The sequence below is a fragment of the Streptacidiphilus carbonis genome (assembly GCF_000787775.1).
Taxonomy (GTDB): Bacteria; Actinomycetota; Actinomycetes; order Streptomycetales; family Streptomycetaceae; genus Streptacidiphilus; species Streptacidiphilus carbonis.
In genome coordinates this window covers 67614-92188 of sequence record NZ_BBPM01000010.1, presented here as the reverse complement: position 1 = coordinate 92188, position 24575 = coordinate 67614, and the positions used below count along the sequence as shown (strand labels likewise).

Sequence of the window (24575 nt, the reverse complement as noted above, 5' to 3'; positions counted from 1 at the left end):
CGCTCCTCCAAGACCTCAGGGTGGAAGCTCTACTGGCCGTGATCGTATCCCGCGCTGTGAAAGATCGATTCCCTGCGGATCGGCCTCTTGGCGGGGCCATCGGTGTTTGGGAGGCTACCTAGGAGCAGATGACCGAAGTGCCAGGACAATTCGGGGCGGGGTGGTTCGGCAGTGGGGGAGCGAGTGCTCGGTGGGCGGTACCAGCTGACACGGCAGTTGGGCGAGGGCGGTATGGGGGAGGTCTGGGAAGCCCACGACACCGTGTTGACGCGCCCGGTCGCGGTCAAGGTGATCGGACTGCTGGCAGGCGGCGGCAGCAGGGGCGACATGGCCCGCGCCCGGTTCCAGCGCGAAGCCCGCATCACCGCGGCCTTGCAGCACCCGAACATCGTCACAGTCCACGACTTGGGCGAGGCCGGCGCGGCGGAGGGCCATGCCCCCTTCCTGGTGATGGAGTTGCTGCGCGGCGAGTCCCTGCACGCCGTGGTTCGCCGCGGCCCGGTACCGCTGCGTGACGCCGCCCGCTGGGGGGCCGAGATCTGCGACGCGCTCACTGAGGCGCACCGGTCAAAGGTGCTGCACCGCGATATCAAGCCCTCCAACATCCAGATCACACCGGCCGGTACGGTCAAGGTCCTCGACTTCGGCATCGCCCGCGCCGCTGACCCCTACGCCACCGAGCACCGCCTCACCCAGACCGGCTTCATCGTCGGCACCCCGCCCTACATGGCCCCCGAGCAAGCGCGCGGCACCCCGGAGCCGCGCAGCGACCTGTACTCCCTCGGCTGCCTGCTCTTCGAAATGATCACCGGCCGCCTGCCCTTCCAAGCCCCGGACACCATGGGCTACGTCACCGCCCACCTCACCCAGCCCCCGCCCGCTCCCAGCTCGATCCGCGCCACGGTCCCGTCGGCCTGGGACGACCTCGTCCTCACCCTGCTGTGCAAGGACCCCGCCCAGCGCTACCCCTCCGCCGCCGACCTCGCAGACGCCCTGCGGCAGTTGGAACAAGGTATGCCGCCGACCCCGCCACGGACAGGCCAACCCCCCGCACCGCCGACACTCAACCAGCAGACATCGGCAACACGGGTGGAGCCGACATCCGAGGTGCCCGGCCCGTTCGCCATCTCGTGGACGGGAAAGGAACCCCTGTCCGCCTACACCAATATTCGGCAGACTCGTTTGCTGGTCGTTGGGCTGACGGTTGCCCTCGCTGTGGCGGTGACGGGCGTCGTCATCGGGGCGCAACACCAGTTATGGCGGGACGGCCAGAACATCACCTCCAGCGGATGGTCGTCCCTGCTGTGGTCCTCTCTCGGCTTCGCGGTGCTCGTGGTCATCTTCCTCTGCGAAGCCGCTGAGGCTGCGTTCCCGCGGGGCAAGCGATCCTGGTCCCTGCAGATCGGACCACCCGGAATCAGAACCACTCACGGTCCCGACAGACGTGAATACGTGTGGGACCAGGTGCAGATGTTCGCCATCCAAGAGGTCGCCAGCAAGGTCAGAGTCGCCGCCCGCGCCGGACTCTACGTGAAGTGCGCCCAAGCCGGGCAGCGCGGGAAGTCAGTCAAGCCGGCAGGCTGGCCGTTGCGGAAGCTTGCAATCGGGCGCCAGGGGATGATCCCGGTCTGCGTCCTCGGGCCGATGTCGGATCAGCAGCGTGACGCGCTGGATGGAGCGCTCGCCCGGTACGGTCGCGGTAGAGGTGACGTCGAAGCCTGGGGTGGATGAGACCCCCTGTAGGTGTGCCACGTAATGCGTAGGCCTAGAAGAGCCGGGCGTGGTTGAACCGCTCGACCCGCTCGGTGGTCGCGAGTTCAACGTCGGTCAGGCTGCGCCAGGGGCCCGTGGTTTGCACAGAGAGGACTTGTTCGGCACGCGGGGCGCTGAGGATTCCGGCTAGTGACCGGCGGCGTGCCGGCCGATCCTGGCCGACAGACACGGCAGCTGTAGATGTGAACGACCTGACCAGTAACACCCTGCCGATCAAGGAACCACAGCTGCCGTGACTGTGCTGCTTCCTGGCAGGGCGTCATGGATTCCGGACGGGCGTGGCACTTCATTGCCCGAACGCCGCCTTGCGCAGGGATCGCTCGGCGATGCGGGCAGCCGTCGACGCGGGCAGCAGGCGGCCGAAGACGAAGGTCTGGACAGCGTTGAGACGGCCGTCGACGACTGCCGGGCCCCGGCTGCGCAAGGCGGACATGACGGTGTCCGCGACGGCAGCGGGCTCGCGCTTGCCCGGCATGCGCCGTGTGTTCATCGCAGTGTCGGTCGGACCGGGGCTGACCGCCACGACCCGCACTCCTGTCGCCCTGGTCTCGGCCCACACCGCCTGGGTGAAGGACAGGACGAACGCCTTCGAGGCCGCGTAGGCGGCCACATACGGAGCGGGCGCGTACGCACCGGTGCTCGCGATGTTGACGATGGCGCCCCTGCCCCGCGTGACCATGGCGGGCAGCAGGAGCGCGGTCAGCTCCGCCACCGCGCCGGCATTGAGGTCGACCAGGCCCCGCACCCGCGTGGGATCGCTGTCGGCGACCGGCTCCATCAGGCCGGCGCCGGCATTGTTGACCAGCATGTCGACCTCGGTTCCCGTGCCTGCCAGCCACTCGGCCAGCCGGGAGGGAGCACCCTGGTGCGACAGGTCCAGCGCGAGCGTCGACACCTGGGCCCCGTGTTCGGCGCGCAGCCGCTCGGCCGCCGCCTCCAGGCGTGTGCCGTCCCGTGCGACCAGGACCAGGTGCATGCCCTGCCCGGCCAGCCGCTCGGTGATCGCGGCCCCGATGCCGGTCGCGGCGCCGGTCACGACCGCGGTGCGCCGCCTCGTCTCTTCTTTCCTCTGCATGCTCGGAACGGTAAACTCTGACATTAACGTCAATGTCAAGCCTGTTTTCTTGGAGGGGACGGCGTGCGCATCGGAGAACTCAGCAGGACCACCGGAGCCAGCACCCGTTCGCTCCGGTACTACGAGGACCAAGGGCTGCTCTCCAGCGACCGCCGCGCCAACGGATACCGGGAGTACGGTGAGGAAGCCGTACGCCAGGTCGCCTTCATCCAGGACCTCTACCGCGCGGGACTGCCCTCCCAGATCATCCGGGACATCCTTCCGTGCACCGCACCGGCACCGCCCACAGGCGAGTGCACACAACTCCTGGCCCGCGTCCGGCAGGTCCGCGACGAACTCGCCCGCCAAGAGCAGCAGATCGCTCAGCGCCGCGAGATGCTCGACCGGTACCTCTCGGGCAGGGCGGCCCCCGCCGGCTTTGGCGGCCGGCCCGGCTGCTCCGCTTGAGGCAACGGCAACCAGCTGTGGCAACTGGTGTCATTTCGGTCAAGCCAGAAAGCCTGGCGCTGGTGCGTCATCCCGGCGAACCACGAGACAGCTGAACGCCGGAGCCGATGACACCTGTAGGTTCGCGTTTCGCCTGTCCCTTTCTCGTCGACCATGGCCTTTGTCCGGCCCAAGTGACGCCTCGATGAGACGAATTGCCGTCTGATCGTTCACTAGTCGCAGTGCTGATCCCGGTCTCGACCCGTACAGCGGTCCTCTCCAACCTGATCGTGGAGACGCCCAGTTGATCGAGACCGGGATTTCCGCTCCGCGCTCTTGCTGCTCGGAGGTGGGGCCTCTACCTCGGCCTGGAGCTGTCCTCGGCCGGCGCTGGGAAAGGCCACAGCCGACGGCCTACGAACCCGAGCAGATCGAAGTCGGAACCAAGCGTTCAGCGACTCGTACCGGCCCGACGGGCCCCTGTCCTGTCTGGAGGAACAGTTCCTACCTGGAGGAACAGTTCATCGCGCACGGCGAGAAGGGCAGGTGGCCTCCCATGCCGCCTCGATCGTCCGGACGTTCTGCACCTCATAGACGCCGTGGAGCCCCACGCGGGCCCCGGTCAGGTATGTATCGCCGTGCGGGCGGCGGGCGTGAACCCTGTCGACTGGAGGGTCCGTGAAGGTCAGGTTCTGGGGGCGCATCCGACCGAGTTGCCCGCCGGGGTCGGGCTGGACGCCGCCGGGGTGGTGGACGAGGTCGGCGAGCGCGTCGAAGGGGTCGAGGTCGGTGACCATGTGTTCGGCGAAGGTTCGAGCACCTATGCCGAGTTCGCCGTGCTGACGGCCTGGGCCCGTATGCCCGAGGGGCTGACGTTCCAAATCCCTCCGTGGTGGAGACCGCGCTGCGCATCATCGGTCAGCTCTCGTTCGTCTCAACTGCGCTGCACGGCCGAGGGAAAGGACACGGAAGTGAGACGAACTCACGACGACACGACTTGAGCCCGCGCGACTGCGCTTCGGGGTGGAGATGGCTTGCAGTTGGTCAATTAATTCTGTGGGTATAAAGTTGCTGCGTACGTAATCTTGTCCCCGCCCCGCGAGATGAAGACCCATGAGCGAGCCCAGTACCCGCTGGTGAACGTCGTCCGCTGGGACAGCGTCGAGGACTGGTATGCATTCGCCACGCAGTTCGCCCGGGGCCCGTTCGGCGACGATGCCCCGCAGGGATACAGCGCCCAGACATTCTCGACCTCCCCTGCCCGGTACGCGGTGGTGAGCGAGGTGTCCGACCCGCAGGAGAACGCCGGCTGACGAGATGTTCATCGGCTCATGTGGCCCGGCTGGTTTCACCGGCCGGGCCACGCGCGTTGAGGCCGTTGAGGCCGCGGTCGATGATGCGGGCTGCGCGGGCGACGTCGGCAGTGACGGCCTGGTGCAGCCGCTCGGGGGACAGGTCGCGACCCAGGTGTCGGCGCAGCGCCTGGAACTGCACGGGCCACAGGCCCAGTAGGGCGGTTGCGGCGATCTGCGGTTCGGGGTCGTCGGGGTTCATGCCGGTGCGGGCGGCCAGGAGCTCGGCGGCCAGGGCCACCAGCCGGTCGGACGTGTCGCGCTGATAGGCCCGCAGCGAGGGGGTCGAGCGGATGAGCATCCCGAACCGCATCAGCAGGGCCTTGGCGTCGGCGGTGTCGCTCTGGGCGGCGAGCCAGGCGGTGACACCCTCCAGCTCACTCGCCAGGATCGCCTGCGCCGCCTGGACCGGGGTCCTTCCCGGGTCGGCCAGGGCGGCGCGGATGGAGTCCATGGTGGTCTCGCCCAGGTCCAGGACCAGGGACTCCTTGGTGGGGAAGTAGTTGAAGACCGTCTTCTCGGAGACTCCGCAGGCTTGGGCGACCTCGGCGACGCGGACCGCCTCAAATCCCCGCTCCAGGAACATCTCGGTCGCGGTGTCTGACAGTTGTTGGCGCATCAGTCGCTTCTTCCGCTCCCGCAGGCCCTCGCCCGCAGGTTCCTGGCCCTTGGGGCGCAGCGTCGTCCAGTCCACTGTGCGCATGCTCATGGCTGCATTGTAGTCCAGCCACAATATCTTTTCTGCTACTATAACTTTCTAGCTGCTGTAATTAGTGGCGCGCTTCCGTTCCCTCGAAGCCCGCAAGAGGAGTGCTCCCATGAGTGAGATCCACATCGTCCGCGACTACCCCCAGGCTCCGCAGCAGGTGTGGCGTGCGGTGACCGATCCGCAGCTGGTCCCGCTGTGGACCGCGACCGGGGCCGGCGCCCGCCCGGAGGGCTTCGAGGCGAGCGTCGGCGCCAGGTTCAAGTTCGTCGCCAAGCCCAAGCCCGGCTGGAGCGGCGTCGTGGTCTGCACGGTCCTGGAGGTGCGTGAGCCCGAGCTGCTGCGCTTCTCCTGGCAGGACGAGGGCGGCGGCGCGGTCACCGACGTCGCCTACCGGCTCGAAGCCTTGGGGAGTGGAACCCGCTTCACCTACGACCACACCGGCTTCACCGGCCCCGGTGGTTTCGTGATGGCCAAGATCCTGGGTAACGTCCGCACCAAGATGCTCACCCAAGGCCTGACCGCGGTCCTGAACGAGCTGGACGACTCGGGCAACCTGCGCCCGGACAGCGTCCTGCGCCGCAAGCAGTTCCACTGACCATCCGCCGCCCGGCACTGCGGTGCGGCCATCCCCAACGGGCGACCAGGTGAGCGCCGATCAGTGGTGAGACGCCCATGGCTTCGCGACGCTGGACGTGGTCGCAGCCGAGGCGAGGCGTCTCACCCGACACGAGCTGTGGAGGAGCGGCTGGATGCCTACGTCACCGCCCTCATGGACGCGCTGGGCTGAGCCAGGGCGGTCCGGGGCGCGGCCCGGCCCCGATTCCTCGCCTTCAACGACCACGGCACACCTGACAGCCTGCGCTTCCGCATGCGCGTCATGCGTAGGGGCGGTACCGCACAACCTCAATGAGGAAGTTCTTGCCGAGAAGTGGCCTGGAGCCGCTGAACCGTGTGTGGCGACCTACTGAGCCGACTCCAGAAGCGGGACGGGGGCTCCCAGGACCGTGCAGAAGAGGCCAGAGGGCATATCCGGATGCCAGAGGGCTGCCACGGTATCGAAAGGGGCAGTGTGGCCGGGACTTGATCTTCCGGCGAGCAGGACCCCGGACTCAATCGCCCCTGCGTCGGGTGCGGCTACTGCCGCCTGCGGGTACTGCGCGTGCAGCAGGGGGAAGTGTCGGCGCAGGGACAACGACGAGAGGTCGGCGGATCGCGAGGGTTGGGGAGTCTGCCCCGCATGTCCCTCGTATCCCGGAGGCTCCCGATGTCCGCATTCGCCCGTTGGTGCCACCGGCGCCGACTCGTCGTCGTTCTGCTGTGGGTGGCGTTGTTCGCCGGCCTGTCCGTGGGTGTGGCCTCGCTGGGCAGCAGCTTCAGCAGCACCACGACTGCTTCCCACACCGAGTCCAGCCGGGCCACCGCCCTGCTGCGGCTGAAGTCGCCCGGCGAGGCGGGGGAGAGCGGAACCATCGTCTGGCACACCGGCTCGGGCAAGGTGACCGACGCCGCGGTGAAGCAGCGGATGACCACCGCGCTGACCGGGATCGCCCACTCCTCCGGCGTGGCCGGCGTGGTCAGCCCCTACACCGCGCAGGGCGCGGCGGAGGTCAGCAAGGACGGCACGACCGCCTACGCCACGGTGAGGTTCACCGGGACCAAGCCGGCCGACTCCGTCACCGGCCACGTCAAGTCCATCGCCGCCGGGGCGCGCGCCGACGGCCTTGATGTGCAGTTCGGCGGTGCGGCCTTCGCGGTCACCCCCGCCGCTTCGCCGATCGGCGACGTTCTGGGCATCGGCATCGCCGCGGTGATCCTGCTGCTGATGTTCCGCTCCGCCTGGGCGGCCGCACTGCCCATCGTCACCGCGGTCGCCGGGGTGGGCACCGGCCTGATCAGCGTGATGCTGCTGAGCCATGTGACAAGCATCGCCGACACCGCCATCTCGCTGGGCTCGCTGATCGGCCTGGGCGTCGGCATCGACTACGCGCTGTTCATCGTCAACCGGCACCGCAAGAACCTGATGGCCGGGATGGGCGTCGGCGAGTCGGTCGCCAAGTCGCTGAACACCTCCGGACGGGCGGTGCTCTTCGCCGGACTGACCGTGATCATCGCTCTGCTTGGGATGTTCACCCTGGGGATGCCGCTGCTCAACGGCATGGCGCTGGGCGCGGCCGTCACCGTGGCGCTGACCGTGCTGGCGGCGGTCACCCTGCTGCCGGCCCTGCTGGGCTTCCTCGGTCTGCGGGTGCTCAGCCGCAAGCAGCGCCGGCGGCTCGCCGAGCAGGGCGCCGAGCACGCGGCGCCGCGGGTGGGCTTCTGGGGCATCTGGGCGGGCAAGGTCCGGGCCAGGCCGAAGTCCATGGCTCTGGTCTCGATCGTGGTGCTGGCCGCCGTCGCCGCTCCCACCCTGTCCATGCGGCTCGGCTCGGCCGACGACGGGAATCTGCCGACCAGCAGCACCAACCGCCAGGCCTACGACCTGCTCGCACACGGTTTCGGCCCCGGCTTCAACGGCCCGCTGGTGCTGGCCGCCGAGGTCTCCGGCACCCAGGACCAGCAAGCCCTGACCGCCCTGGTCGGCGAGCTGAGGACCACCCCCGGCGTGGCGAGCGTGACCGCGGTCCCGATGACGGCCGGCGAGACCGTGGGAGTGCTGACCGTCGTGCCCACCACCTCGCCGCAGTCCCAGCAGACCGTGGACCTGATCGACCACCTGCGCAAGGACGTGATCCCGCCTGCGGAGCAGGGCACCGGCCTGCATGTCTACGTCGGCGGGGTGACCGCCTCCAATGCCGACTTCGCATCGGTGCTCCTGGGCAAGATCCCGGTCTTCCTGGCGATCATCGTGGCGCTGGGCTTCGTACTGTTGACCGTCGCCTTCCGGAGCCTGCTGGTCCCGGCGCTGGGCGCGGTGATGAATGTGCTGACCATCGGGGTCGCCTTCGGCGTGGTCACCACGGTGTTCCAGTACGGCTTCGGGGTGAGTCTGCTGGGGGCCGGCGCGGCCGGGCCGATCGAGGCGTTCGTGCCGATCCTGGTGGTCGGCATCATGTTCGGCCTGTCGATGGACTACCAGGTGTTCCTGGTCAGCCGGATGCGGGAGGAGTGGGCCCACTCGGGTGACAACCACCGCGCGGTGCGGATCGGTCAGCAGGAGACCGGCCAGGTGATCGCGGTAGCCGCCTGCATCATGTTCTCCGTCTTCACGCCCTTCGCGCTGGGCGGCTCGCGGGTGATCGCCGAGTTCGGCCTGGGCTTGGCGGTGGCGGTGCTGTTCGACGCCTTCGTGGCACGGATGGTGCTGGTCCCGGCGCTCATGCACCTGTTCGGCAATGCCAACTGGTGGCTGCCGCGGTGGCTGGACCGCGCCCTGCCGAACCTCTCGGTGGAGGGCCCGGTGGACGAGGACCCAGACCGGGCCGCCCTGGTCGCCGTCCCGGGGCAGGAGACCGCGGGCGTCCGCAGCTGAACGCGGTGCCGACCCCGACGCGCACCGGGTGGAGAGGTCCGCCGACCTCACCACCCGGTCCGTGCCACGTACGGTGAGGGAGTGGAAGAGATGGTGAACGCGGTGCGGGCGTGGTTCGCACACCATGTGCGGCTCGGGGACATCGCCCCGGGGCTGCTCGTGGTCGTGGTCGCGCTGGTGGTCTCCGCGGTGACGGGCGGGAACTGGCACACCCCGGAGGCCGGTGGGGTGCTGCTCACCGCGCTCGCCTGCGCGCCGCTGCTCTTCCGCAGCCGCTGGCCGGTCCCGGTGGCGGCGGCGACCGCCGCCCTGGACATCCTGCACCTCGCCCTCGACCACGGGAGCCCGCTGGTGCCCGCCGCGACGATGGTCGCGGTGTACTCGATGGCCGCCAGGACGCCCCGGCGCACCGCCTGGATCACCGGCGGCCTCGCCGCCCTGGCCGTCACCGTGGTGGCCGCGGTCACCACCCCGGCGACGCAGACCCGCCTGGCCAGTCTGGTCCTCCTGGACCTGCTGGTCGCGGCGGCCGCCGTCGGCATCGGCATCCGCCGTCGCCGGATGCACCTGGCCGCGGTGGAGGAGCGCGCGGCGCGGGCCGAGCGCAGCCGCGAGGAGGAGGCCCGGCGACGGGTCGCCGACGAGCGGGTCCGCATCGCCCGCGAGCTGCACGACGTGGTGGCCCACCACATCACCCTGGTCAACGCCCAGGCCGGAGTCGCGCACCACCTGCTGCGCACCGACCCCGAGGCGGCCTACGAGGCGCTGGCCCACATCAAGGAGACCAGCCGCACCGCGTTGGACGAACTGCGCGCCACCGTCGGACTGCTGCGGCAGAACGACGATCAGCCCGACTCGCGCGAACCGCTGCCGGGCCTGGACGACCTGGACCGACTGGTCACCTCGTTCCGGAAGGCCGGGCTCCCGGTCCGGCTGCACCAGCAGGGTGTCCACCGACGACCGGCGCCCGCAGTTGATCTGACGGTCTATCGGATCGTCCAGGAGGCACTGACCAACGCCCGCAAGCACGCCCCGGGCCGTACCGTCGAGCTGACCCTCGGCTTCGGCGCCGACGCGCTGTCCGTTACCGTCGCCAACGAGGGGCCGGCAGCGCGGGTGGACGCCCCGGGTACCGGGCATGGTCTGATCGGGATGCGCGAGCGCGCCGCGACCGTCGGCGGCACGCTGACCGCCGGACCCGACCCGGACGGCGGATTCCTGGTCCGCGCCGAACTTCCCCTGCTGCCCGTTCTGCCCGACCTTCCCGTGCCTCCTGTGCTTCCCGGCCCGAAAGAACTCCGATGACCATTCGTGTCCTGCTCGCGGACGACCAGGCGCTGCTGCGCGGCACCTTCAAACTGCTCATCAACGCCGAGGCGGACATGGAGGTGGTCGGCGAGGCGTCCAACGGCCGCGAGGCCGTCGAACTGGCCCGCAGCCGACGCGCGGACGTGGTGCTGATGGACATCCGGATGCCCGAGGTCGACGGGATCGCCGCCACCCGGATGATCGGCGCGGACGAGGACCTGGCCGGGGTCAGGGTGCTGGTGCTGACCACGTTCGAGGTGGACGAGTTCGTGGTGGAGGCGCTCCGGGCGGGAGCCAGCGGCTTCCTGGGCAAGGGCATCGAACCGGCTCAACTGCTGGACGCCATCCGGGTGGTGGCCGCGGGCGAGGCGCTGCTCTCGCCGGCGGCGACCAGGGGGCTGATCTCCCGCTTCCTGGCCCAGCCCAGCGTCGGCCAGGGCGCCGACCCTGGCCGGCTGGACGTGCTGACGCCCCGTGAGCGCGAGGTGATGGGACTGGTCGGGCTGGGGCTGTCCAACGAGGAGATCGCCGAACGCCTCTTCGTCACCCCGGTCACCGCCAAGACCCATGCCAACCGGGCGATGCTGAAGCTCGGCGCCCGGGACCGGGCCCAGCTGGTCGTGATGGCCTATGAGACCGGCCTGGTCAAGGTGGGCGGCTGAACGACGGCGGGTACGGACAGGCCACCGACGATCTACGACGTCGCCCAAGCCGCCGGGGACTCGCCGTCGACGGTGTCCCGGGTGTTCTCGCGTCCGGGCCGGGTGGGGGCGGAGACGGCGGCGCGGGTGCACGCCTCTCCGGCGCAGGACACCGGTCCAGGGCGAGTTGGTAGCCCAGTCGGCGGGCGTGTTGCTGGAAGTGTTCGGGCTTCTGGTCGGCGCCCAGGACGCCGGTGGGCTGCGCGCAGCGGTTCCCGGATCAGTACCGCTACGCTGGTCAAATGTTCGAAGACCAGTCGCTCTACGACTACTTCTCCGGCTGCTTTGAACGCGCTGACAAAGTGGGCTTCGCCCTCGTTGACGGCAGGGAGTTCCTCGGCTGGATCCATGAGGTGACGGAGGATCGCATTCTGTTGGCCTGGGCACCCAGTCCGTTCTACGCCCAGGCCAACGATGGGGAGGCGTGGGCCCCCGAGGACGAGTGGGTGGCGTTCACCGCCCTGGTTCTTGAGTCGATCGCCAGCTACGACCGTCCGTACCAGGGTGGGTGAACTACCTCAGCTGAACGCCCCGGCAACCGCACGGGTGGGAAGGTTCGGACGCCGGGGCAGGCGCGTGGCTGTTCCTGGCGGCACTGCGCACGCACGGGACTTGGTGCGCCTCGTTCGTGCTGCCGGCCCGTGGACTACGTCCGCGAGTTTGTGGCAGCCCTCTCGTCCCCACCCTGAGAAGCACTTTCCCGCTGATCAAGGCATTCGTCTGGTTCGACATCGACAAGGAACGGCATTGGCAGATCAACTCCTCGCCGTCGTCGCTCGCGTCCTACGCACGCATGGCGGAGGACCCCTACCTCAATCCCTGACCGGCATCATGCGGCCGCCGGGTGGCGGCAGTCAGCCGAGCTGGTTGACCAGGGCGGTGAACACGCCGGGGAGGCGGGCTGCCGCAGGGACGATTCCCGGTGCGAGTCGTGGTTGGCGGCGTACCCACAGCAGGGTCTCGGTGAGCAGGCGATGGCGCCGTGAGACGCGGAGCCATGCCTGTTCGTACGCCTCCGGGCGGTCGGCGCGGACGCAGCGCACCAGTTCGGCGGCGGAGGCCAGCGCCAAGGACACCCCCTCCCCGGTAAGCGCGTCGGTGTAGCCGGCCGCGTCGCCGACCAGCAGCACCCGTCCGGCTGCACGGCGGTGGACGAGCTGACGCAGGGGTCCGGCCCCCCGGACCGCGGTGGCGGCGGTCCGGGGCAGTCGGCGTACCAGGGCCGGGAACTGCGCGAGGTGGGCCTCGAAGGGGCCGCGCTCAGCGGTCAGGACCGCCACGCCGACCAGTCCAGGAGACAGCGGGGTGACGTAGGCCTCGGCCCGGGGCGACCAGTGCACCTCGACGCAGTCGGTCCAGGGCTCGACTGCGTAGTGGCAGCGCAGCCCGTACCTGGGCGGCCTCGGGTCGCGCCGGTCCAGGGAGAGTTGGCGCCTGATCGGCGAGTGCAGGCCGTCGGCGGCGGCCAGGTAGCGGGCGGTGATCCCGGCTGCGGACACTGCGGCGCGCTCCTGCCGGACGACGCCCACCCGCACCGGGAGTACCGCCACCCCGAGTTCCCGGGCGCGGCGCGCCAGCGCGGCGTGCAGCTCGGTGCGCCGCACGCCCCGGCCCGGGCCGCCCTGGAACAGTGCCTCGGCGCTGCTGCGCCGGTCGAGGTAGCGGATGCCCTGGACGGGGTGCCCGGCGATCGTGACGCCCAGATCGGCCAGGGCGTGTACGGCACCGGGCATGAGCCCTTCGCCGCAGGCCTTGTCGATCGGGGCGGGGCGCGGTTCGGCGACCACGACGTCGAGCCCGGCCCGGGCGGCGTGGATGGCCGTGGCGAGTCCGGCGGGGCCACCGCCGACGACCAGTAGGTCGATCACGGTGCGGTCGGGGCGGGTGCGGCGAGATGTGGGGCCGTGCCGGAGAGGGCCGCGTTCTCGCAGCGCAGGCGGGTTGCCAGCAGCGGCAGGTTGAGGAGGGTGAAGGCGGTGGCGGTGATCCAGTTGGAGTGCACCAGAGGGAGTGCCGCTCCCTCGACGACCACGGCGAGGTAGTTGGGGTGCCGCAGAAGGCGGTAGGGTCCGCCGGTGACCAGGGGCAGTCCGGGGATCACGATGACCCGGGTGTTCCAGCGCGGTCCAAGGGTGGTGATGCACCACCAGCGCAGGGCCTGGGCGGCGAGGGCCAGGGCCAGCATGGGCAGGCCCAGCGCCGGCAGGAAGGGGCGGTGGCCGAGACCGGTCTCCAGCAGGCAACCGGCGAGCAGTGCGGTGTGCAGGGCGACCATGACCGGGTAGTGGCCGCGTCCGTGCTCCACTCCGCCGTGGCGGGCGCTCCAGGCGGCGTGGCGGCGGGCGGTGAGGAGTTCGGCGAGGCGTTCGAGGGCGGTCAGGAGCACCAGGGCGGTGTAGACGTTCAGGGCGTGCATGGGGCGGCTACCAGCGCAGGAGGACGAGTTCGGTGCTGAATCCTGGCCCTATCGCCAGCAGCAGGCCCGGTGTTCCGGGTGGGGGCGGGCACAGCGCGAGCGTGTCGCGCAGCACGTGCAGGACGGAGGCCGAGGACAGGTTGCCGACCTCGGCCAGCGAACGCCACGTCAGTTCCAGCGCGCGGGCGGGGAGCGCCAGCGTCTCGCGTACGGCGTCCAGGACTCTGGGGCCGCCGGGGTGGCAGACCCAGGCCGTGACGTCCTCGGTCTTCAGCTCGTGGTCGGCGAGGAACGTGCGCACCTCCTCGCCTAGGTGGGTGCGGACCAGGTCCGGCAGGTCGGCGCCCAGCACGATCCGGAAGCCGCTGTCGCAGACGTCCCAGCCCAGCATCCGCTCGGTGCCGGGATAGAGGTGGCTCCGGGTGGCGACCACGGTCGGCGCCGAGCGCGGAGCCGCGGGGAGCCGGTCGCGGCCGGCCGCCAGCACGGCAGCGGCGCCGTCCCCGAACAGCGCGCCGGCGACCAGGTTCTGGGCGGAGGCGTCGGACCGCTGCAGGGTCAGCGAGCAGAGTTCGACGGACAGCAGCAGCGCGAGCTGGTCGGGACGGCCTTCGAGGTAGTCGTGCAGCCGGGCGATCCCCGCGGCGCCGCCGACGCAGCCGAGTCCGAAGCTGGGGATCCGTTTCACGTCCGGCCGCAGCCCCAGGCGTCCGGCCAGGCGGGCCTCGATGGAGGGTGCGGCGATGCCGGTGACCGACGTCGAGACGACCAGGTCGATGTCCTCGGGCCGCAGCGCCGCCTGTTCGAGCGCGCCGCGCACGGCCTGCTCCCCGAGGTCGAGGGCGGCCTCGATGAACGCGTCGTTGGCCGCGCCGAAGCCGTTCAGGGAGGCGTACCGCTCCAGTGGCAGTGCCAGATGCCGGCCCCGGACGGTGGAAGTCGCGTGCAGGCGTTCCAGTACGCCGCGGTCGCCACCGGGGAGCAGGCACATCTCGGCGAGGGCCTCGGTGATGGCGCCTTGGTCGTAGCGGTGCTGGGGGAGCACCCCATGAACGGCGATGATTCGCGTCATGACGGCATGATAGGGGAAAACTGACTAATCATCACGAATAGGTTACTTACGGCATTTTCAGGACGTACCATCGTGACGTGCTCAGCATGCTCGGCAACGAAACCCCGGGACGACGGGACCGGTCACCGGCCGCCATCGCACTCGGGCTGCTGCTGGCCGCCCATCCCGCGCCGGCGACGGCCGTGACCGGCCTGATCACCGCGCTGGCCGCGGCCTCCGGGCGCGACGCGCCCGGGTGCCTGCTGGTGGCCCTGTCCGTACTCACCGGGCAGCTGTCGGTCGGCTGGAGCAACGACCGCGTCGACATGCGACGCGACCTGGCCGCGGAGCGTCGCGACAAGCCCCTGGTGACGGGCGCGGTGCCGCCGGCCGTCGTGTCGGCCGCGGCCGGATCCGCCCTCCTGGTGTGCGTCCCACTGTCCCTGGCCAACGGGGTCCTCGCCGGAACGGCCCATCTGATCGGGGTCGCCGCCGCCTGGGCCTACAACCTCGGCGTCAAGGCCACGCCGCTCTCGTGGCTGCCCTATGCGCTGGCCTTCGGCCTGCTCCCCGCCTTCGTCACCCTCGGCCTGCCGGGCCACCCCTGGCCGCCGTCCTGGCTCACCGCCGCCGGCGCCCTGCTCGGCGTGGGCGCCCACTTCACCAACGTCCTGCCCGACATCGAGTCCGACCTCGCCGCGGGCATCCTCGGCCTCCCTCAGCGGCTCGGCCGACGACGTTCCCGCTCAGCGGCGGCTCTCACTCTGCTGGCGGCCTCCGTCGTGCTCGTCCTCGGACCGCCCGGCACGCCCAATGCCGCCGGATGGACCGGACTCGCCGTCACCGGGGCCCTGGCCCTGGCCACTGCCGTCCGGCTTGGGACCGACCCCCGCAGCCGCCTCCCCTTCCTGGCCACCCTCGGCCTGGCCACCGTCGACGTTGCCCTGCTCCTGCTGCGCGGCGGCAGCCTCGCCTGACGCGCCCGGCAGGGCGGGCGTCAGGTGTCCGCGCAGCCGCTCCGCGGCAGCGGCGAGGTCGCCGTCCGTCCCGGTCGGCAGTTCCAGGGCAGCGAGAGCGGCGCCGAGCAGCGGCGGATGGCCGAGGCGCACCGAACGATGGTCGGGACTCATGTCGTGGTGCGCCGGTCCGTCCAGGCCCGAAGGACCGTACCTGAGACATCGGAGCAACGCTCCCGGGTCAGAGTTCCTCGGAGTGGGCCAGCGGTTCGCCGCGCACGATGCGGGCCAGCTCGGCGCCGATCTGATGGCCCATCCGGCGCAGCTCAAGGCCCATCGAACCGGCGATGTGCGGGGTGAGGAAGACGTTCGGCAGGTCGTACAGCACATGGTCCGGGTCGAGGACCTCGGGGTGGGTGACATCGATGACGGCGTCGAACCGGCCGCTGCGCAGCTCGTCCACCAGCGCGTCCTGGTCGACCACCGCGCCACGCGAGGTGTTGATGAGCATCGCGCCGTCACGGATCCGGGCCAGCTGGGCGCGGCCGATCATGCCGGTGGTCTCGCCGTTGAGCGGCGGGTGCAGCGTGATCACGTCGCTGACCCGCATCAGCTCGTCCAGCGGCAGCAGTCGGGCGCCCAGCGCGGCGGCCTGTTCCGGCGTCAGATAGGGGTCGTACAGGGCGACGTCGAGGTCGAAGGCGGCGAGGCGCTCGATGACGGCGCGGCCGATCCTGGAGGCGCCGACGACGCCGACGGTGCGACCGAAATTGCCGGTGAGCGGGTACTCCTCCTCCCGGTCGATCCGGGTACGGCGCAGCCGGTAGAGGTTGCGGGACCGGAAGGCGGCCTTGTTGGCGAGCACGATCATGGCGATGGTGTACTCGGCGACCGGGACGGCGTTGGCCAGTCCCGCGTTCGCTGCCTGGATGCCGCGCAGCCGGGCACCGGGTGGCAGCAGCTGCGCGGCCGAGCCGCCGGTGTGCAGCAGGTAGCGCAGCCGGGGGGCGGCGGCCAGGTCCTGCTCGGTGAGGGCAGGTGCGCCCCAGCCGGTGATCAGCACGTCGGCCCCGGCCAGGGCGAGGCGGGCGGAGGGCGAGCCGAACTCGGCCAGTACGGCCCCGAGTTGGCGGGTGCGGTGTCCGGTCAGCTCCTGCAGTTCCGGGCCGAAGAGCCGGGGCGCCAGCGAGGCCGGGCGCATCGCGAGGGCGAAGGTCACGGTACGGGCCGGGGGCGTCTCGGCGGGCGCCCCGGGGTCGACGCCTCGGGATGTGGGTGTCTGCGGGGTTCGGGTCATCGCTCCTCATCGCTGCTGGGTGTCAGCGATGCATGAAACTAGTTCCATACCTAGGGCGAAGGCAAGAGGGTCGCAGTGATGAACTGATCGGCAAGCCGGAAAGGAGGGCGGAACGGGGGCCGACTCAGGCCCGAACCGGCCCGGTGGAGCCGCGGACGGTCAGGGAGGTTCCCAGCAGGACGTCGGTGTCGCCGTCGCGCAGCCCGAGTGCGATCTCGGCGGCGTCCACCCCGATCTGCCGGAACGGCGGACGCACCGTGGTCAGGCCCGGCGTGAGGTCGCCGACTACCGGGGCGTCGTCGAAGCCGACGATCGACAGGTCCTCGGGGATGCGCAGCCCCCGTGCCCGCGCCGCGCGGTAGGCGCCGACCGCGACATTGTCGGTCATGCAGACCAGCGCGCTGGGCGGCCGGTCCGCGTCGAGCAGCAGCGGCGTGGCGCGCTCGCCCTCCTCGATGGTGTTCTGCGCATGCGCCACCAGCCCGGGTCGGGCTTCGAGACCGTTCTCCCGCACCCCCATCAGGTACCCGTCCAGGCGCAGGTCGGGCATCGTGCCGCCGCGGGGCGCGCCCACATAGCCGACCGACCGGTGTCCGAGCGCGGCCAGGTGGGACACCGCGGCCTTGATCCCACCGACATGGTCGTAGTCGACGCTGCGCACCTCGGGCAGTCCCGGAAGCCCGGGCCGGCCGCAGAACAGCAGTTTCGAGCCGACGGTCGCCAGGTCGCGGACGTATCCCGCGATGCGTTCGGTGTAGAGGCGGTCGGTGCCGGAGGAGCCGACCAGCAGTACGGCTGCGGCACGCTGTTCGCACAGGGTCGCGATGATCTGCCGCTCACGCTCGGCGCGTCCGTGGGTGGTGCACAGCAGCAGCAGGTGGCCGTTCTCGGCGGCCACGCTCTCCGCCCCGGCGGCGGTGGCGCCGAAGGTGAAACCGGCCATTTCCGCGGTCAGGAAGGCGATGCTGCGCGTCCCCCGCCCGGTCATGGCTCTGGCCAGGCCGTTGACGACATAGCCGAGCTCGGCGGCGGCGGCGAGCACCCGGGTCCGGGTGTCCGGATTGACGTGCCGGGATCCACCGAGCACGCGGGAGACCGTGGCCGGGGCGACCCCGGCGTGAGCTGCGACGTCACGGAGGTTGACCGCGCCGACCTTCTTGGGGCCGCGCGAGCCGCGCCGGCCGCCGGCGGCGGGACCGGCGGCGGGAATGGTGGCGTTGGGGTCTGCTCGGTCGCTCACAGCGCCGATGGTACAAGCCGCGACCGTGGTCTCGGATCGCCGGAACGGGCTGCGCACGATTCGCCCGGGAACTCGCTGCACGACCCTTGACGCCCCGGATCTCACGGCTTTAACGTCCCGGTCATGAAACTAGTTCCAGGAAGGGCGGTGGGCGACGCGACGCCCCAGGGTTCCACCCGACGCGTGCGCACCCGACCCGTCGGCAGCGGCCGGGGCGCCCGAACCGGCAGACCGGGCGAGGCTCGCCGGCGTCGCGGTCCCGACCGGAGCGGCTGGACCCTGCTGCTGCTCGCCGCCCCCGGTCTCGTGTGGTTCGCGGTCTTCGCGTACGGGCCGATGGCCGGCCTCGTGGTTGCCTTCAAGGACTTCAACATCCGTCAGGGCATTTTCGGCAGCCCCTGGAACGGCCTCCAGAACTTCACGTACTTCCTGGAGAGCGGCGACGCCTGGACGATCGTACGCAACACGCTGTTCCTCAACGTGCTGTTCATGGCCGCCTCGCTGGGAACCGGGCTGGTGCTCGCGCTGATGCTGAATGAGATCAGAGCCCAGCGCTTCAAGCGGTTCGCGCAGTCGTCGGTGTTCTTCCCGTACTTCGTCTCACCGATCGTGATCAGCATCATCCTGCAGGTCGTGCTGGCCGGGGTGGGTGGGCGCAGCGGTGCGCTCAACGGCATGCTGGGTGTCTTCGACCTGCCCCGGGTCAGCTGGTACACAACCCCCGGCCCTTGGCCGTGGATCCTCACCGTGGTCAAGATGTGGCAGCTCGGCGGCTATATGTCGATCATCTTCCTGGCCGCGATCACCTCGATTCCCGAGGAGGTGTACGAGGCGGGCATGATCGACGGTGCGAGCCGGGCGCGGATGGCCCGGTCCATCACCACCCCGCTGCTGGCGCCGACCGCCGCGATCCTGATCGTGCTCAGCGTGGGTCGGATCTTCTTCGGTGACTTCGCGACCATCTACGCGATCGTCGGCGACAACGGAACGCTGTTCCCGACCACCGACGTGATCGACACCTATGTCTTCCGTTCGCTGCGCACGGTCGGCGACTTCGGGACCACTGCGGCGATCGGCCTGTTCCAGTCGGTGGTCGGTTTCGTCTTCGTCACCGCGGCCGTGTTCGTCCAGCGCAGGCTCAGCAAGGAAGGCAGCATCCTGTGACGGCGCAGCTGACCGAACCGATCGTCGGAGCCCGGGTCGACCATGTGAGTCGGCGCGCACCCAGGCACAATCGCCCCGAGGCCTTCACCGTAGTCAGCTACCTCGTGGTCTCGGTGTTCGGCCTGTTCTGCCTGGTGCCGATGTGGATGATCATCGCAGGCTCCTTCACCGCCGAGTCCCAGCTGGCCCTGACCGGCTACTCGCTGTGGCCGCACCCGTTCTCGCTGGCGGCCTACCGGATGCTGTTCTCCGGCAGCGCACTGCTCGACGGCTACCTCGCCACGCTGTTCATCACCAGCGTCGGCACCGTGCTCTCACTGTCCTGCACTGCGTCGCTGGCCTGGGCGATCGCCCGCCGCATGCCGGGGATCAGTCGGCCGCTGACGGTGATCACCTACATCCCGATGCTGTTCACCGGCGGCCTGGTCCCGCTGTACCTGCTGGTCACCCAGGTGCTGGGACTCCAGAACAGCTGGTTCGCGGTGATCCTGCCGGGGATGATGGCGCCCTTCCTGGTCTTCATCGCGGTGAGCTTCTTCCGCCAGTTGCCCGAGGAGATCATCGACTCGGCGCGGGTGGACGGCGCCGGAGAAATGCGGATCTTCTTCCAGATCGTGCTGCCGCTCTCCAAGCCCGTCCTGGCCGTGATCGCCCTGTTCTACGGGGTCACCTACTGGAACGAGTGGTTCAACGCCCTGCTGTTCCTCTCCGACCAGAACAAGTTCCCGCTCCAGCTGATGCTGCAGAACCTGATCGCCAACGTGGCCAACGCGGCCACCCTGCCGGGCAGTACCGCCGCCCAGGCCGCCGCCCCCATCTACCAGCTGCGACTGGCGATGACGGTGCTGACCGTCGCACCCATCATGTTCGCCTACCCGTTCGCCCAGCGCTACTTCGTCAAAGGCCTGACCCTCGGCGCCACCAAGGGCTGACCCCGCCGGCTCGCTCGCACCCCAGAGCACCCACTCCGCACACTTCCAGGAGTACAGCCATGCCAAGCACTCCGCGCCTGTCCCCGCAGCTGTCCCGCAGAGGGTTTCTCGCCGCCACCGGCGGCCTCGGCGCCGCTCTGGCCCTGACCGCCTGCTCCTCCGGCGGCAGTTCCGGGGGCGGGCTCAGCGGCACCTCCACCGTCCTGCTGCCGAGCACGGCGCCCGTCGGCTGGAGCACGGTGATCGCCCAGGTCAACGCCAAGCTCAAGAAGGACCTCGGCTTCACCCTGGACGCACAGTTCACCGCCTGGACCAACTACGGTCAGCAGGCCCTGCTGAAGTTCACCGCCGGCGCGCACTTCGACACCGCGCTCGAGGCACTGTGGCTGAACATGTCGCAGCTGGTGCAGTCCCAGTCACTGGTCGACCTGTCCGGCGAGATCGGCAAGTACCCCAACCTCAAGGCCCAGCTCTCGTCCCAGCTGATCGCCGCAAACACCTGGAGCGGCGGCAAACTGTGGGGCATCCCGCAGGTCAACAGTGCCGGCCGGATCCAGCACTTCACCATCCGCCAGGACCTTGCCGAGAAGTACGGATTCTCCGCCATCCAGGACTACGACACCTTGGAGCGCTACTTCTACGCGGTCAAGCAGAAAGCCGGGATCACCCCCTTCGCCGCGTCCTCCAACTCGACCTTCCTGTATGTGGTCCCCGGACCGGTCGGGCTGTTCAACGCCCAGTCCTGGAACGACCCGCTCACCTCGGCCCACCAGTTCACCGGCTCCAACCTGTACTTCCTGTTCGACCGCAACGCGGCCACCACCGGCTCCTCCAATCCCAAGCCCTTCTGGGAGGACCCCGGCTGCCTGGACGCCTTCAACCGAATCCGCAAGTACAACCAGGACGGCGTCATCGACGCCAACGCCATCAGCACCGACCAGGCCACCGCCGCAAGCCGTTGGAACGCCGGCGGCTACGGCTCCATCTGGGCCATGAGCGACGGCACCTCCAGCAACGGGCTGCCCACCCTGCAGAAGACCGTGAAGAACGCCCAGTTGGCCAACGTGATGCCGCTGCCGGCCGGCGCCAAGCCCTTGCAGACCTTCCAGGCCGACAACCTGGTCGTGGTCAACGCCAACGGCGGCGACCTCGACCGCACCATGCACCTGCAGGACTGGCTGTCCATCCAGGAGAACCACGACCTGCTGGAGTACGGCATCCAGGGGACGGACTGGGAGCCTGCCGCCGGCAACAAGTACAAGATCCTCAGCCAGTACGCCTTCCCCGGCTTCGGCCTGCTGTGGCGCTCCAAGCTGGAACGGCGCTCCATCTACATGACCGCGTCGGAGGAGAAGATCTTCGACTGGGCCCAGGACTACGGCAACTTCACCCTGGACCCCTTCGCGACGTTCATCCCGGACATCACGCCGGTCAAGCAGGAGATCGCGCAGATGACCAACGTCATGACGCAGTACGCGAACCCGCTGTACTACGGCGTCACCGACGTCACCAGCCAGCTGAGCAAGCTCAAGGCGGCCGCTGACAGCGCAGGCCTGGCCAAGCTCCAGGCCGAGATGGCCAAGCAGGCCGACGCCCACCTCAAGGCCCGGAAGAGCTGAGGACGCGCCCACCTCCTCGTCGCCCGGTGCGAGCCGGCGGCGCCCGCAACCGCTCGCCACCACCTTCCCCGCTCCACCCGCGCACAGGAAGGCACAGCCATGCCCGAAACCCCCGCGCGTCGCGATCTCCTGAAGTACGCCGGAGCCGCCGGGGCCGCCGCAGGCGTCGGCTGGCTCGGCGGAATCCCTTCCGCCCAGGCGGCCACCATCTTCGGCACCACGACCGCCCCGACCCAGCCGGCGTCCAAGCGGTCCGCCGGCGCCGGCCTTCTGGACACCCTGGTCCTGGGCGACGCCGCTTCCGAGACCGCCCACGCCCTGACCGCCACCCTGTCCGACACCGTCACTGCCGGGGGCCTGGGTCAGTCGGCCCGGGTGCTCAACCCGACCAGCCCCGCCAGCTACTACGGCGGAACGCTCTCCTTCACCCTTGCCTGCAGTCCCACCGGCACGACCTACGTCACCGTCAAACTCTGGGGCGACGAGTACGACTCCAGCTCCGCGGAGGACGCCAGCGGGACCAACATGTGGCGTCTCCAACTCTTCTGCGAGGGTCTCCAGGTCGGCTACCAGGACCAGGGCGAGGTCGACAACCTCGACATCCTGGACACCGCGCCGCGCACGCCGGGACGCTTCTTCTTCCACACCCTGCCGCTCCCGGAGAAGCTCACCACAGGCAGGACCTCGGTCGCCCTGGAGATCCGCTCGATGGGCCGGATCTGGTCCTACGGCCAGAACCAGGCACAGCTGTACTACAGGATGACCACACCCTCCCGCTCCGTCTACCGGCTCTACACACACACCGACCCGTACTTCACCGCGCCGGCCGGCGACGTCCAGGGGGCCGCCCCGGTCCCGGCCGTGCGCACGGTCGAGGGCCCGGAGGTGCTCACCGCGGTCAGGGCCCGGGTGCTGAAGGACACCACCGCCCTGTTGACCACGGCCGACCCGGCCAACCTGGACGGCTGGGCGATGCAGCAACTGGCCGAGTCCTACTTCTGGTCCGACGGCTCCGGCTACCAGTCGGACACCGCGCTGGACCGCACCCTGCAGGCCATCGACGGCCGCTACAACGCCTGGCAGAGGAGTCCCGCCGTACTCACCGGTTCCGACCAGCAGTGGCAGGGTTTCGGCCGGGTCGGCCTGGTCCTGGCGCTGCTCTGGGAGCACCTCGGCACCCGCCTGGACCAGCAGGTCACCGGGTCGCCGTACTCGATCACGAACGGCGGCTTCGAGAACGGCAGCGGAACCACGGCCACCGGTTGGTCGGTGGCCGGGTGGACCGCCAACGGCACCGCGAGCCGCGACTCGACCTACGCCCACTCGGGCACCTACTCGATGAAGCTGGAACACAACGCGACCGGCGCGAACGCGATAGCAGTCAACAACAACACCAAGGTCAGCCTGGATCAGGGCAGTTACGAGTACGGCGTCTGGGTCAGGGGGCAGAATCTCACCGGCACCGGCATCTACCTCGACGTGCTCTTCTACAACGCCGCCGGCGCCATCGTCGGAACCGACAACAAGGTCTACGCGCCCGCCGGAACCTACGACTGGACCTACCTGTCCACCACCCTGGCCACCCCGGCGACCGCAGTCTCGGCCTGGCTCTTCATCGGTGTCCACGACGGCGGCACCGCTTGGATCGACGACGTCACCCTGCTGGCCCCGTCGGCCAGCAGCCACGCCGCACCGGTCCGCCGCGCCGCCTACACGGCCATGCTGCAGGCCAGCCGCGACTACTGGCGCGAGCACTTCCCGCACTACTCCAACCAGACCCAGATCTGCGCGATCGGCCTCTATCAGGTCAACCGGGCGCTGGGACTGCTGGACCCCGCCCTCGCGTGGACCGAGGACAAGGCCCGCAGCTTCATGTACCAGTCCGTCGGGCTGACCCCCTACCTCGGCCCCGATGCAGCCGACGGCACCCCCACCGTTCCACTCGGCCGCTCCTACAACCAGGTCACCGCCAAGGGCCTGACCCGCGAGCTGGGCTACGTCGGCAACTACGGCGAGGTCACCGACTGGCTGATCATGATGTACGAGTCGATCACCCGCGGCTACCAGCCCCAGGACGACCCCGCGTTGAAGGCGCAGATCGTCAAGATGGTCAAGGCCCGCAGCAAGTTCCGCATCCTGGACATCGACGAGGCAGGCGGCCGTGTCGCCCGACTGGAGACCGTCGTCGGCTGGCGCAACGAGGTCTACCCCGGCGAGGTCGGCTACGCCCAGCGCACCGCCTGGGACTCGCACCCCATCCAGGCAGCCGTCGTCCTCAAGGACCCGGAGATCATCGGCTGGACCCAGGAGATGTTCGCAGACGGGCAGTTCTACCGGCAGCTGGACCTGATGACCTCCAACTCCTGGACCAGGGTCGGCCTGAACGCCTTCCGGCTGGTGGCCCGGGACTGGGACGCCTACCAGGCGCTCCCCTCGCGCCCCTACCGGCTGCCCACCGACTGGAACGCCCCTGCCTTCGTCTTCGCCGACGAGGAGGACGGCGTGGTCGCCGTCAAGAACGGTGAGGAACTGCTCTACGCCTCGCTCTACTGGCGGGCCCGGCAGGGCGTCAACAACTACGCCCGGGTTCACCACGTCACCCCGGTCGACCAGCGCTCCGCGACGATCCGTCAGAACAGCTCCGGTGCCACGAGCGCGACCTTCACCGCACTGGACTGGATCCTGTGGGACTACGCCATCAACGACCCCGGCGCGGCGGGCATCCCCCCGGGCGGCTTCCCGCCGCCCGGCGACACCCTGCACCAGTCACTGGCCGGCGACGTCTACCCGCTGGCGCCGATCCCCGCCGACGTCCCCGACCCCACCCTCGGCGTCCACTTCACCGGCGTGGAGAGCATGCTGGTCGGCAAGGCCCCGCTCTACCTCTGCCAGTACGGCGACTACTACATCGCCATGAACACCACGACCGACAAGACCTTCACCCTGCCGCACCGCAAGGCGTTCGGATCGGCCACCGACCTGACCACCGGCAAGCACGTCAGCGACGACAGGCACATCGCCCTCGCACCGCTCAGCACGCTGGTGCTCCACCGGGACGAGCGTGGCTGAGCCGATCCCGGGCGGGCC

General features: G+C 69.9%; 21 protein-coding genes and 1 pseudogene. 15 read left to right on the top strand and 7 right to left on the bottom strand.

Annotation, left to right across the window (positions count from 1 at the left end; all coding sequences use genetic code 11):
• Positions 1 to 171: 171 nt before the first annotated feature.
• Entirely contained in the window at positions 172 to 1731 is a 1560-nt protein-coding gene (locus tag TR46_RS39285; protein WP_269084250.1) for a serine/threonine-protein kinase, read from the top strand.
• 328 nt (positions 1732 to 2059) lie between these two features.
• Here the strand turns inward: TR46_RS39285 and TR46_RS10335 are convergent, their stop codons facing one another.
• Positions 2060 to 2848 (bottom strand): SDR family NAD(P)-dependent oxidoreductase, encoded by a 789-nt coding sequence (locus tag TR46_RS10335; RefSeq protein WP_042397297.1) that lies wholly within the window; start codon positions 2846 to 2848, stop codon positions 2060 to 2062.
• A gap of 63 nt (positions 2849 to 2911) precedes the next feature.
• Between TR46_RS10335 and TR46_RS10330 the strand changes: the two genes are divergently transcribed.
• From TR46_RS10330 to TR46_RS10320, 3 genes and pseudogenes are all read left to right on the top strand, one after another.
• Positions 2912 to 3295, top strand: a complete 384-nt coding sequence (locus tag TR46_RS10330; protein WP_042397295.1) for a MerR family transcriptional regulator — start codon at positions 2912 to 2914, stop codon at positions 3293 to 3295.
• A 560-nt stretch (positions 3296 to 3855) separates the two neighbouring features.
• A pseudogene (locus TR46_RS39280) lies at positions 3856 to 4232 on the top strand (alcohol dehydrogenase catalytic domain-containing protein); the annotation flags it as partial.
• A gap of 145 nt (positions 4233 to 4377) precedes the next feature.
• The gene (locus TR46_RS10320; RefSeq protein ID WP_042397289.1) at positions 4378 to 4587 is read left to right on the top strand and encodes a hypothetical protein; all 210 of its coding nucleotides are present in this window, start codon (positions 4378 to 4380) and stop codon (positions 4585 to 4587) included.
• 16 nt (positions 4588 to 4603) lie between these two features.
• On the opposite strand, the gene TR46_RS10315 is transcribed toward TR46_RS10320, so the two are convergent.
• The gene (locus TR46_RS10315) at positions 4604 to 5335 is read right to left on the bottom strand and encodes a TetR/AcrR family transcriptional regulator (RefSeq protein WP_042397286.1); all 732 of its coding nucleotides are present in this window, start codon (positions 5333 to 5335) and stop codon (positions 4604 to 4606) included.
• 109 nt (positions 5336 to 5444) lie between these two features.
• Between TR46_RS10315 and TR46_RS10310 the strand changes: the two genes are divergently transcribed.
• The 6 genes from TR46_RS10310 (at position 5445) to TR46_RS40885 (ending at position 11325) form a co-directional block, all read left to right on the top strand.
• A complete protein-coding gene (locus TR46_RS10310) occupies positions 5445 to 5930 on the top strand; it encodes an SRPBCC family protein (protein WP_042397283.1) in 486 nt (161 codons plus the stop codon).
• Positions 5931 to 6599: 669 nt separating this feature from the next.
• The gene (locus tag TR46_RS10305; protein WP_042397279.1) at positions 6600 to 8804 is read left to right on the top strand and encodes an MMPL family transporter; all 2205 of its coding nucleotides are present in this window, start codon (positions 6600 to 6602) and stop codon (positions 8802 to 8804) included.
• A 90-nt stretch (positions 8805 to 8894) separates the two neighbouring features.
• Entirely contained in the window at positions 8895 to 10109 is a 1215-nt protein-coding gene (locus TR46_RS10300; RefSeq protein WP_042397277.1) for a sensor histidine kinase, read from the top strand.
• Positions 10106 to 10774 (top strand): response regulator, encoded by a 669-nt coding sequence (locus tag TR46_RS10295; RefSeq protein WP_042397275.1) that lies wholly within the window; start codon positions 10106 to 10108, stop codon positions 10772 to 10774. Before TR46_RS10300 ends, TR46_RS10295 begins: the two co-directional genes overlap by 4 nt.
• Before the next feature lie 30 nt (positions 10775 to 10804).
• Entirely contained in the window at positions 10805 to 11170 is a 366-nt protein-coding gene (locus TR46_RS43625; protein WP_084718229.1) for a LacI family DNA-binding transcriptional regulator, read from the top strand.
• Positions 11056 to 11325, top strand: coding sequence for a hypothetical protein (locus tag TR46_RS40885; RefSeq protein WP_152626397.1), 270 nt, complete (start codon positions 11056 to 11058; stop codon positions 11323 to 11325). The genes TR46_RS43625 and TR46_RS40885 overlap by 115 nt, the downstream gene beginning before the upstream one ends.
• A 342-nt stretch (positions 11326 to 11667) precedes the next feature.
• Here TR46_RS40885 and TR46_RS10285 read toward each other — a convergent pair whose 3' ends face one another.
• From TR46_RS10285 to TR46_RS10275, 3 genes are read right to left on the bottom strand one after another with little or no spacing between them, the layout of a single operon-like run.
• Positions 11668 to 12681, bottom strand: a complete 1014-nt coding sequence (locus TR46_RS10285) for an NAD(P)/FAD-dependent oxidoreductase (RefSeq protein WP_042397268.1) — start codon at positions 12679 to 12681, stop codon at positions 11668 to 11670.
• Positions 12678 to 13229, bottom strand: coding sequence for an isoprenylcysteine carboxyl methyltransferase family protein (locus TR46_RS10280; RefSeq protein WP_042397265.1), 552 nt, complete (start codon positions 13227 to 13229; stop codon positions 12678 to 12680). Before TR46_RS10280 ends, TR46_RS10285 begins: the two co-directional genes overlap by 4 nt.
• A 7-nt stretch (positions 13230 to 13236) precedes the next feature.
• Positions 13237 to 14301: a type III polyketide synthase gene (locus TR46_RS10275; protein WP_042397262.1), complete on the bottom strand. Its 1065-nt coding sequence runs from the start codon at positions 14299 to 14301 to the stop codon at positions 13237 to 13239.
• An 86-nt stretch (positions 14302 to 14387) separates the two neighbouring features.
• Here TR46_RS10275 and TR46_RS10270 point away from each other — a divergent pair, with 86 nt between their 5' ends.
• Positions 14388 to 15257, top strand: a complete 870-nt coding sequence (locus TR46_RS10270; RefSeq protein ID WP_042397514.1) for a UbiA family prenyltransferase — start codon at positions 14388 to 14390, stop codon at positions 15255 to 15257.
• Positions 15258 to 15477: 220 nt separating this feature from the next.
• Here the strand turns inward: TR46_RS10270 and TR46_RS10265 are convergent, their stop codons facing one another.
• Both TR46_RS10265 and TR46_RS10260 read right to left on the bottom strand, forming a co-directional pair.
• Positions 15478 to 16533, bottom strand: a complete 1056-nt coding sequence (locus TR46_RS10265) for a hydroxyacid dehydrogenase (protein ID WP_084718225.1) — start codon at positions 16531 to 16533, stop codon at positions 15478 to 15480.
• 124 nt (positions 16534 to 16657) lie between these two features.
• Positions 16658 to 17773 (bottom strand): LacI family DNA-binding transcriptional regulator, encoded by a 1116-nt coding sequence (locus TR46_RS10260; RefSeq protein ID WP_042397259.1) that lies wholly within the window; start codon positions 17771 to 17773, stop codon positions 16658 to 16660.
• 183 nt (positions 17774 to 17956) lie between these two features.
• On the opposite strand from TR46_RS10260, the gene TR46_RS10255 reads away from it, so the two are divergent.
• From TR46_RS10255 to TR46_RS10240, 4 genes are all read left to right on the top strand, one after another.
• Positions 17957 to 18937, top strand: coding sequence for an ABC transporter permease (locus TR46_RS10255; RefSeq protein ID WP_201776386.1), 981 nt, complete (start codon positions 17957 to 17959; stop codon positions 18935 to 18937).
• Positions 18934 to 19869: a carbohydrate ABC transporter permease gene (locus TR46_RS10250; RefSeq protein WP_052432689.1), complete on the top strand. Its 936-nt coding sequence runs from the start codon at positions 18934 to 18936 to the stop codon at positions 19867 to 19869. The genes TR46_RS10255 and TR46_RS10250 overlap by 4 nt, the downstream gene beginning before the upstream one ends.
• A 59-nt stretch (positions 19870 to 19928) precedes the next feature.
• Entirely contained in the window at positions 19929 to 21488 is a 1560-nt protein-coding gene (locus tag TR46_RS10245) for an ABC transporter substrate-binding protein (RefSeq protein WP_042397256.1), read from the top strand.
• A gap of 99 nt (positions 21489 to 21587) precedes the next feature.
• Complete coding sequence (locus TR46_RS10240) at positions 21588 to 24557, top strand: twin-arginine translocation signal domain-containing protein (RefSeq protein WP_042397253.1); 2970 nt, start codon at positions 21588 to 21590, stop codon at positions 24555 to 24557.
• Positions 24558 to 24575: the final 18 nt, after the last annotated feature.

Excerpts from the sequence above, each read along its gene's own strand:
- TR46_RS10295 (WP_042397275.1), top strand. The coding sequence starts at position 10,106 with ATGACCATTCGTGTCCTGCTCGCGGACGACCAGGCGCTGCTGCGCGGC.
- TR46_RS10315 (WP_042397286.1), bottom strand. The coding sequence starts at position 5,335 with ATGAGCATGCGCACAGTGGACTGGACGACGCTGCGCCCCAAGGGCCAG.
- TR46_RS10275 (WP_042397262.1), bottom strand. The coding sequence starts at position 14,301 with ATGACGCGAATCATCGCCGTTCATGGGGTGCTCCCCCAGCACCGCTAC.
- TR46_RS10270 (WP_042397514.1), top strand. The coding sequence starts at position 14,388 with ATGCTCGGCAACGAAACCCCGGGACGACGGGACCGGTCACCGGCCGCC.
- TR46_RS10300 (WP_042397277.1), top strand. The coding sequence starts at position 8,895 with ATGGTGAACGCGGTGCGGGCGTGGTTCGCACACCATGTGCGGCTCGGG.
- TR46_RS10310 (WP_042397283.1), top strand. The coding sequence starts at position 5,445 with ATGAGTGAGATCCACATCGTCCGCGACTACCCCCAGGCTCCGCAGCAG.
- TR46_RS10305 (WP_042397279.1), top strand. The coding sequence starts at position 6,600 with ATGTCCGCATTCGCCCGTTGGTGCCACCGGCGCCGACTCGTCGTCGTT.
- TR46_RS10280 (WP_042397265.1), bottom strand. The coding sequence starts at position 13,229 with ATGCACGCCCTGAACGTCTACACCGCCCTGGTGCTCCTGACCGCCCTC.
- TR46_RS10240 (WP_042397253.1), top strand. The coding sequence starts at position 21,588 with ATGCCCGAAACCCCCGCGCGTCGCGATCTCCTGAAGTACGCCGGAGCC.
- TR46_RS10335 (WP_042397297.1), bottom strand. The coding sequence starts at position 2,848 with ATGCAGAGGAAAGAAGAGACGAGGCGGCGCACCGCGGTCGTGACCGGC.
- TR46_RS10245 (WP_042397256.1), top strand. The coding sequence starts at position 19,929 with ATGCCAAGCACTCCGCGCCTGTCCCCGCAGCTGTCCCGCAGAGGGTTT.
- TR46_RS10320 (WP_042397289.1), top strand. The coding sequence starts at position 4,378 with ATGAAGACCCATGAGCGAGCCCAGTACCCGCTGGTGAACGTCGTCCGC.
- TR46_RS40885 (WP_152626397.1), top strand. The coding sequence starts at position 11,056 with ATGTTCGAAGACCAGTCGCTCTACGACTACTTCTCCGGCTGCTTTGAA.
- TR46_RS10265 (WP_084718225.1), bottom strand. The coding sequence starts at position 16,533 with ATGACCCGAACCCCGCAGACACCCACATCCCGAGGCGTCGACCCCGGG.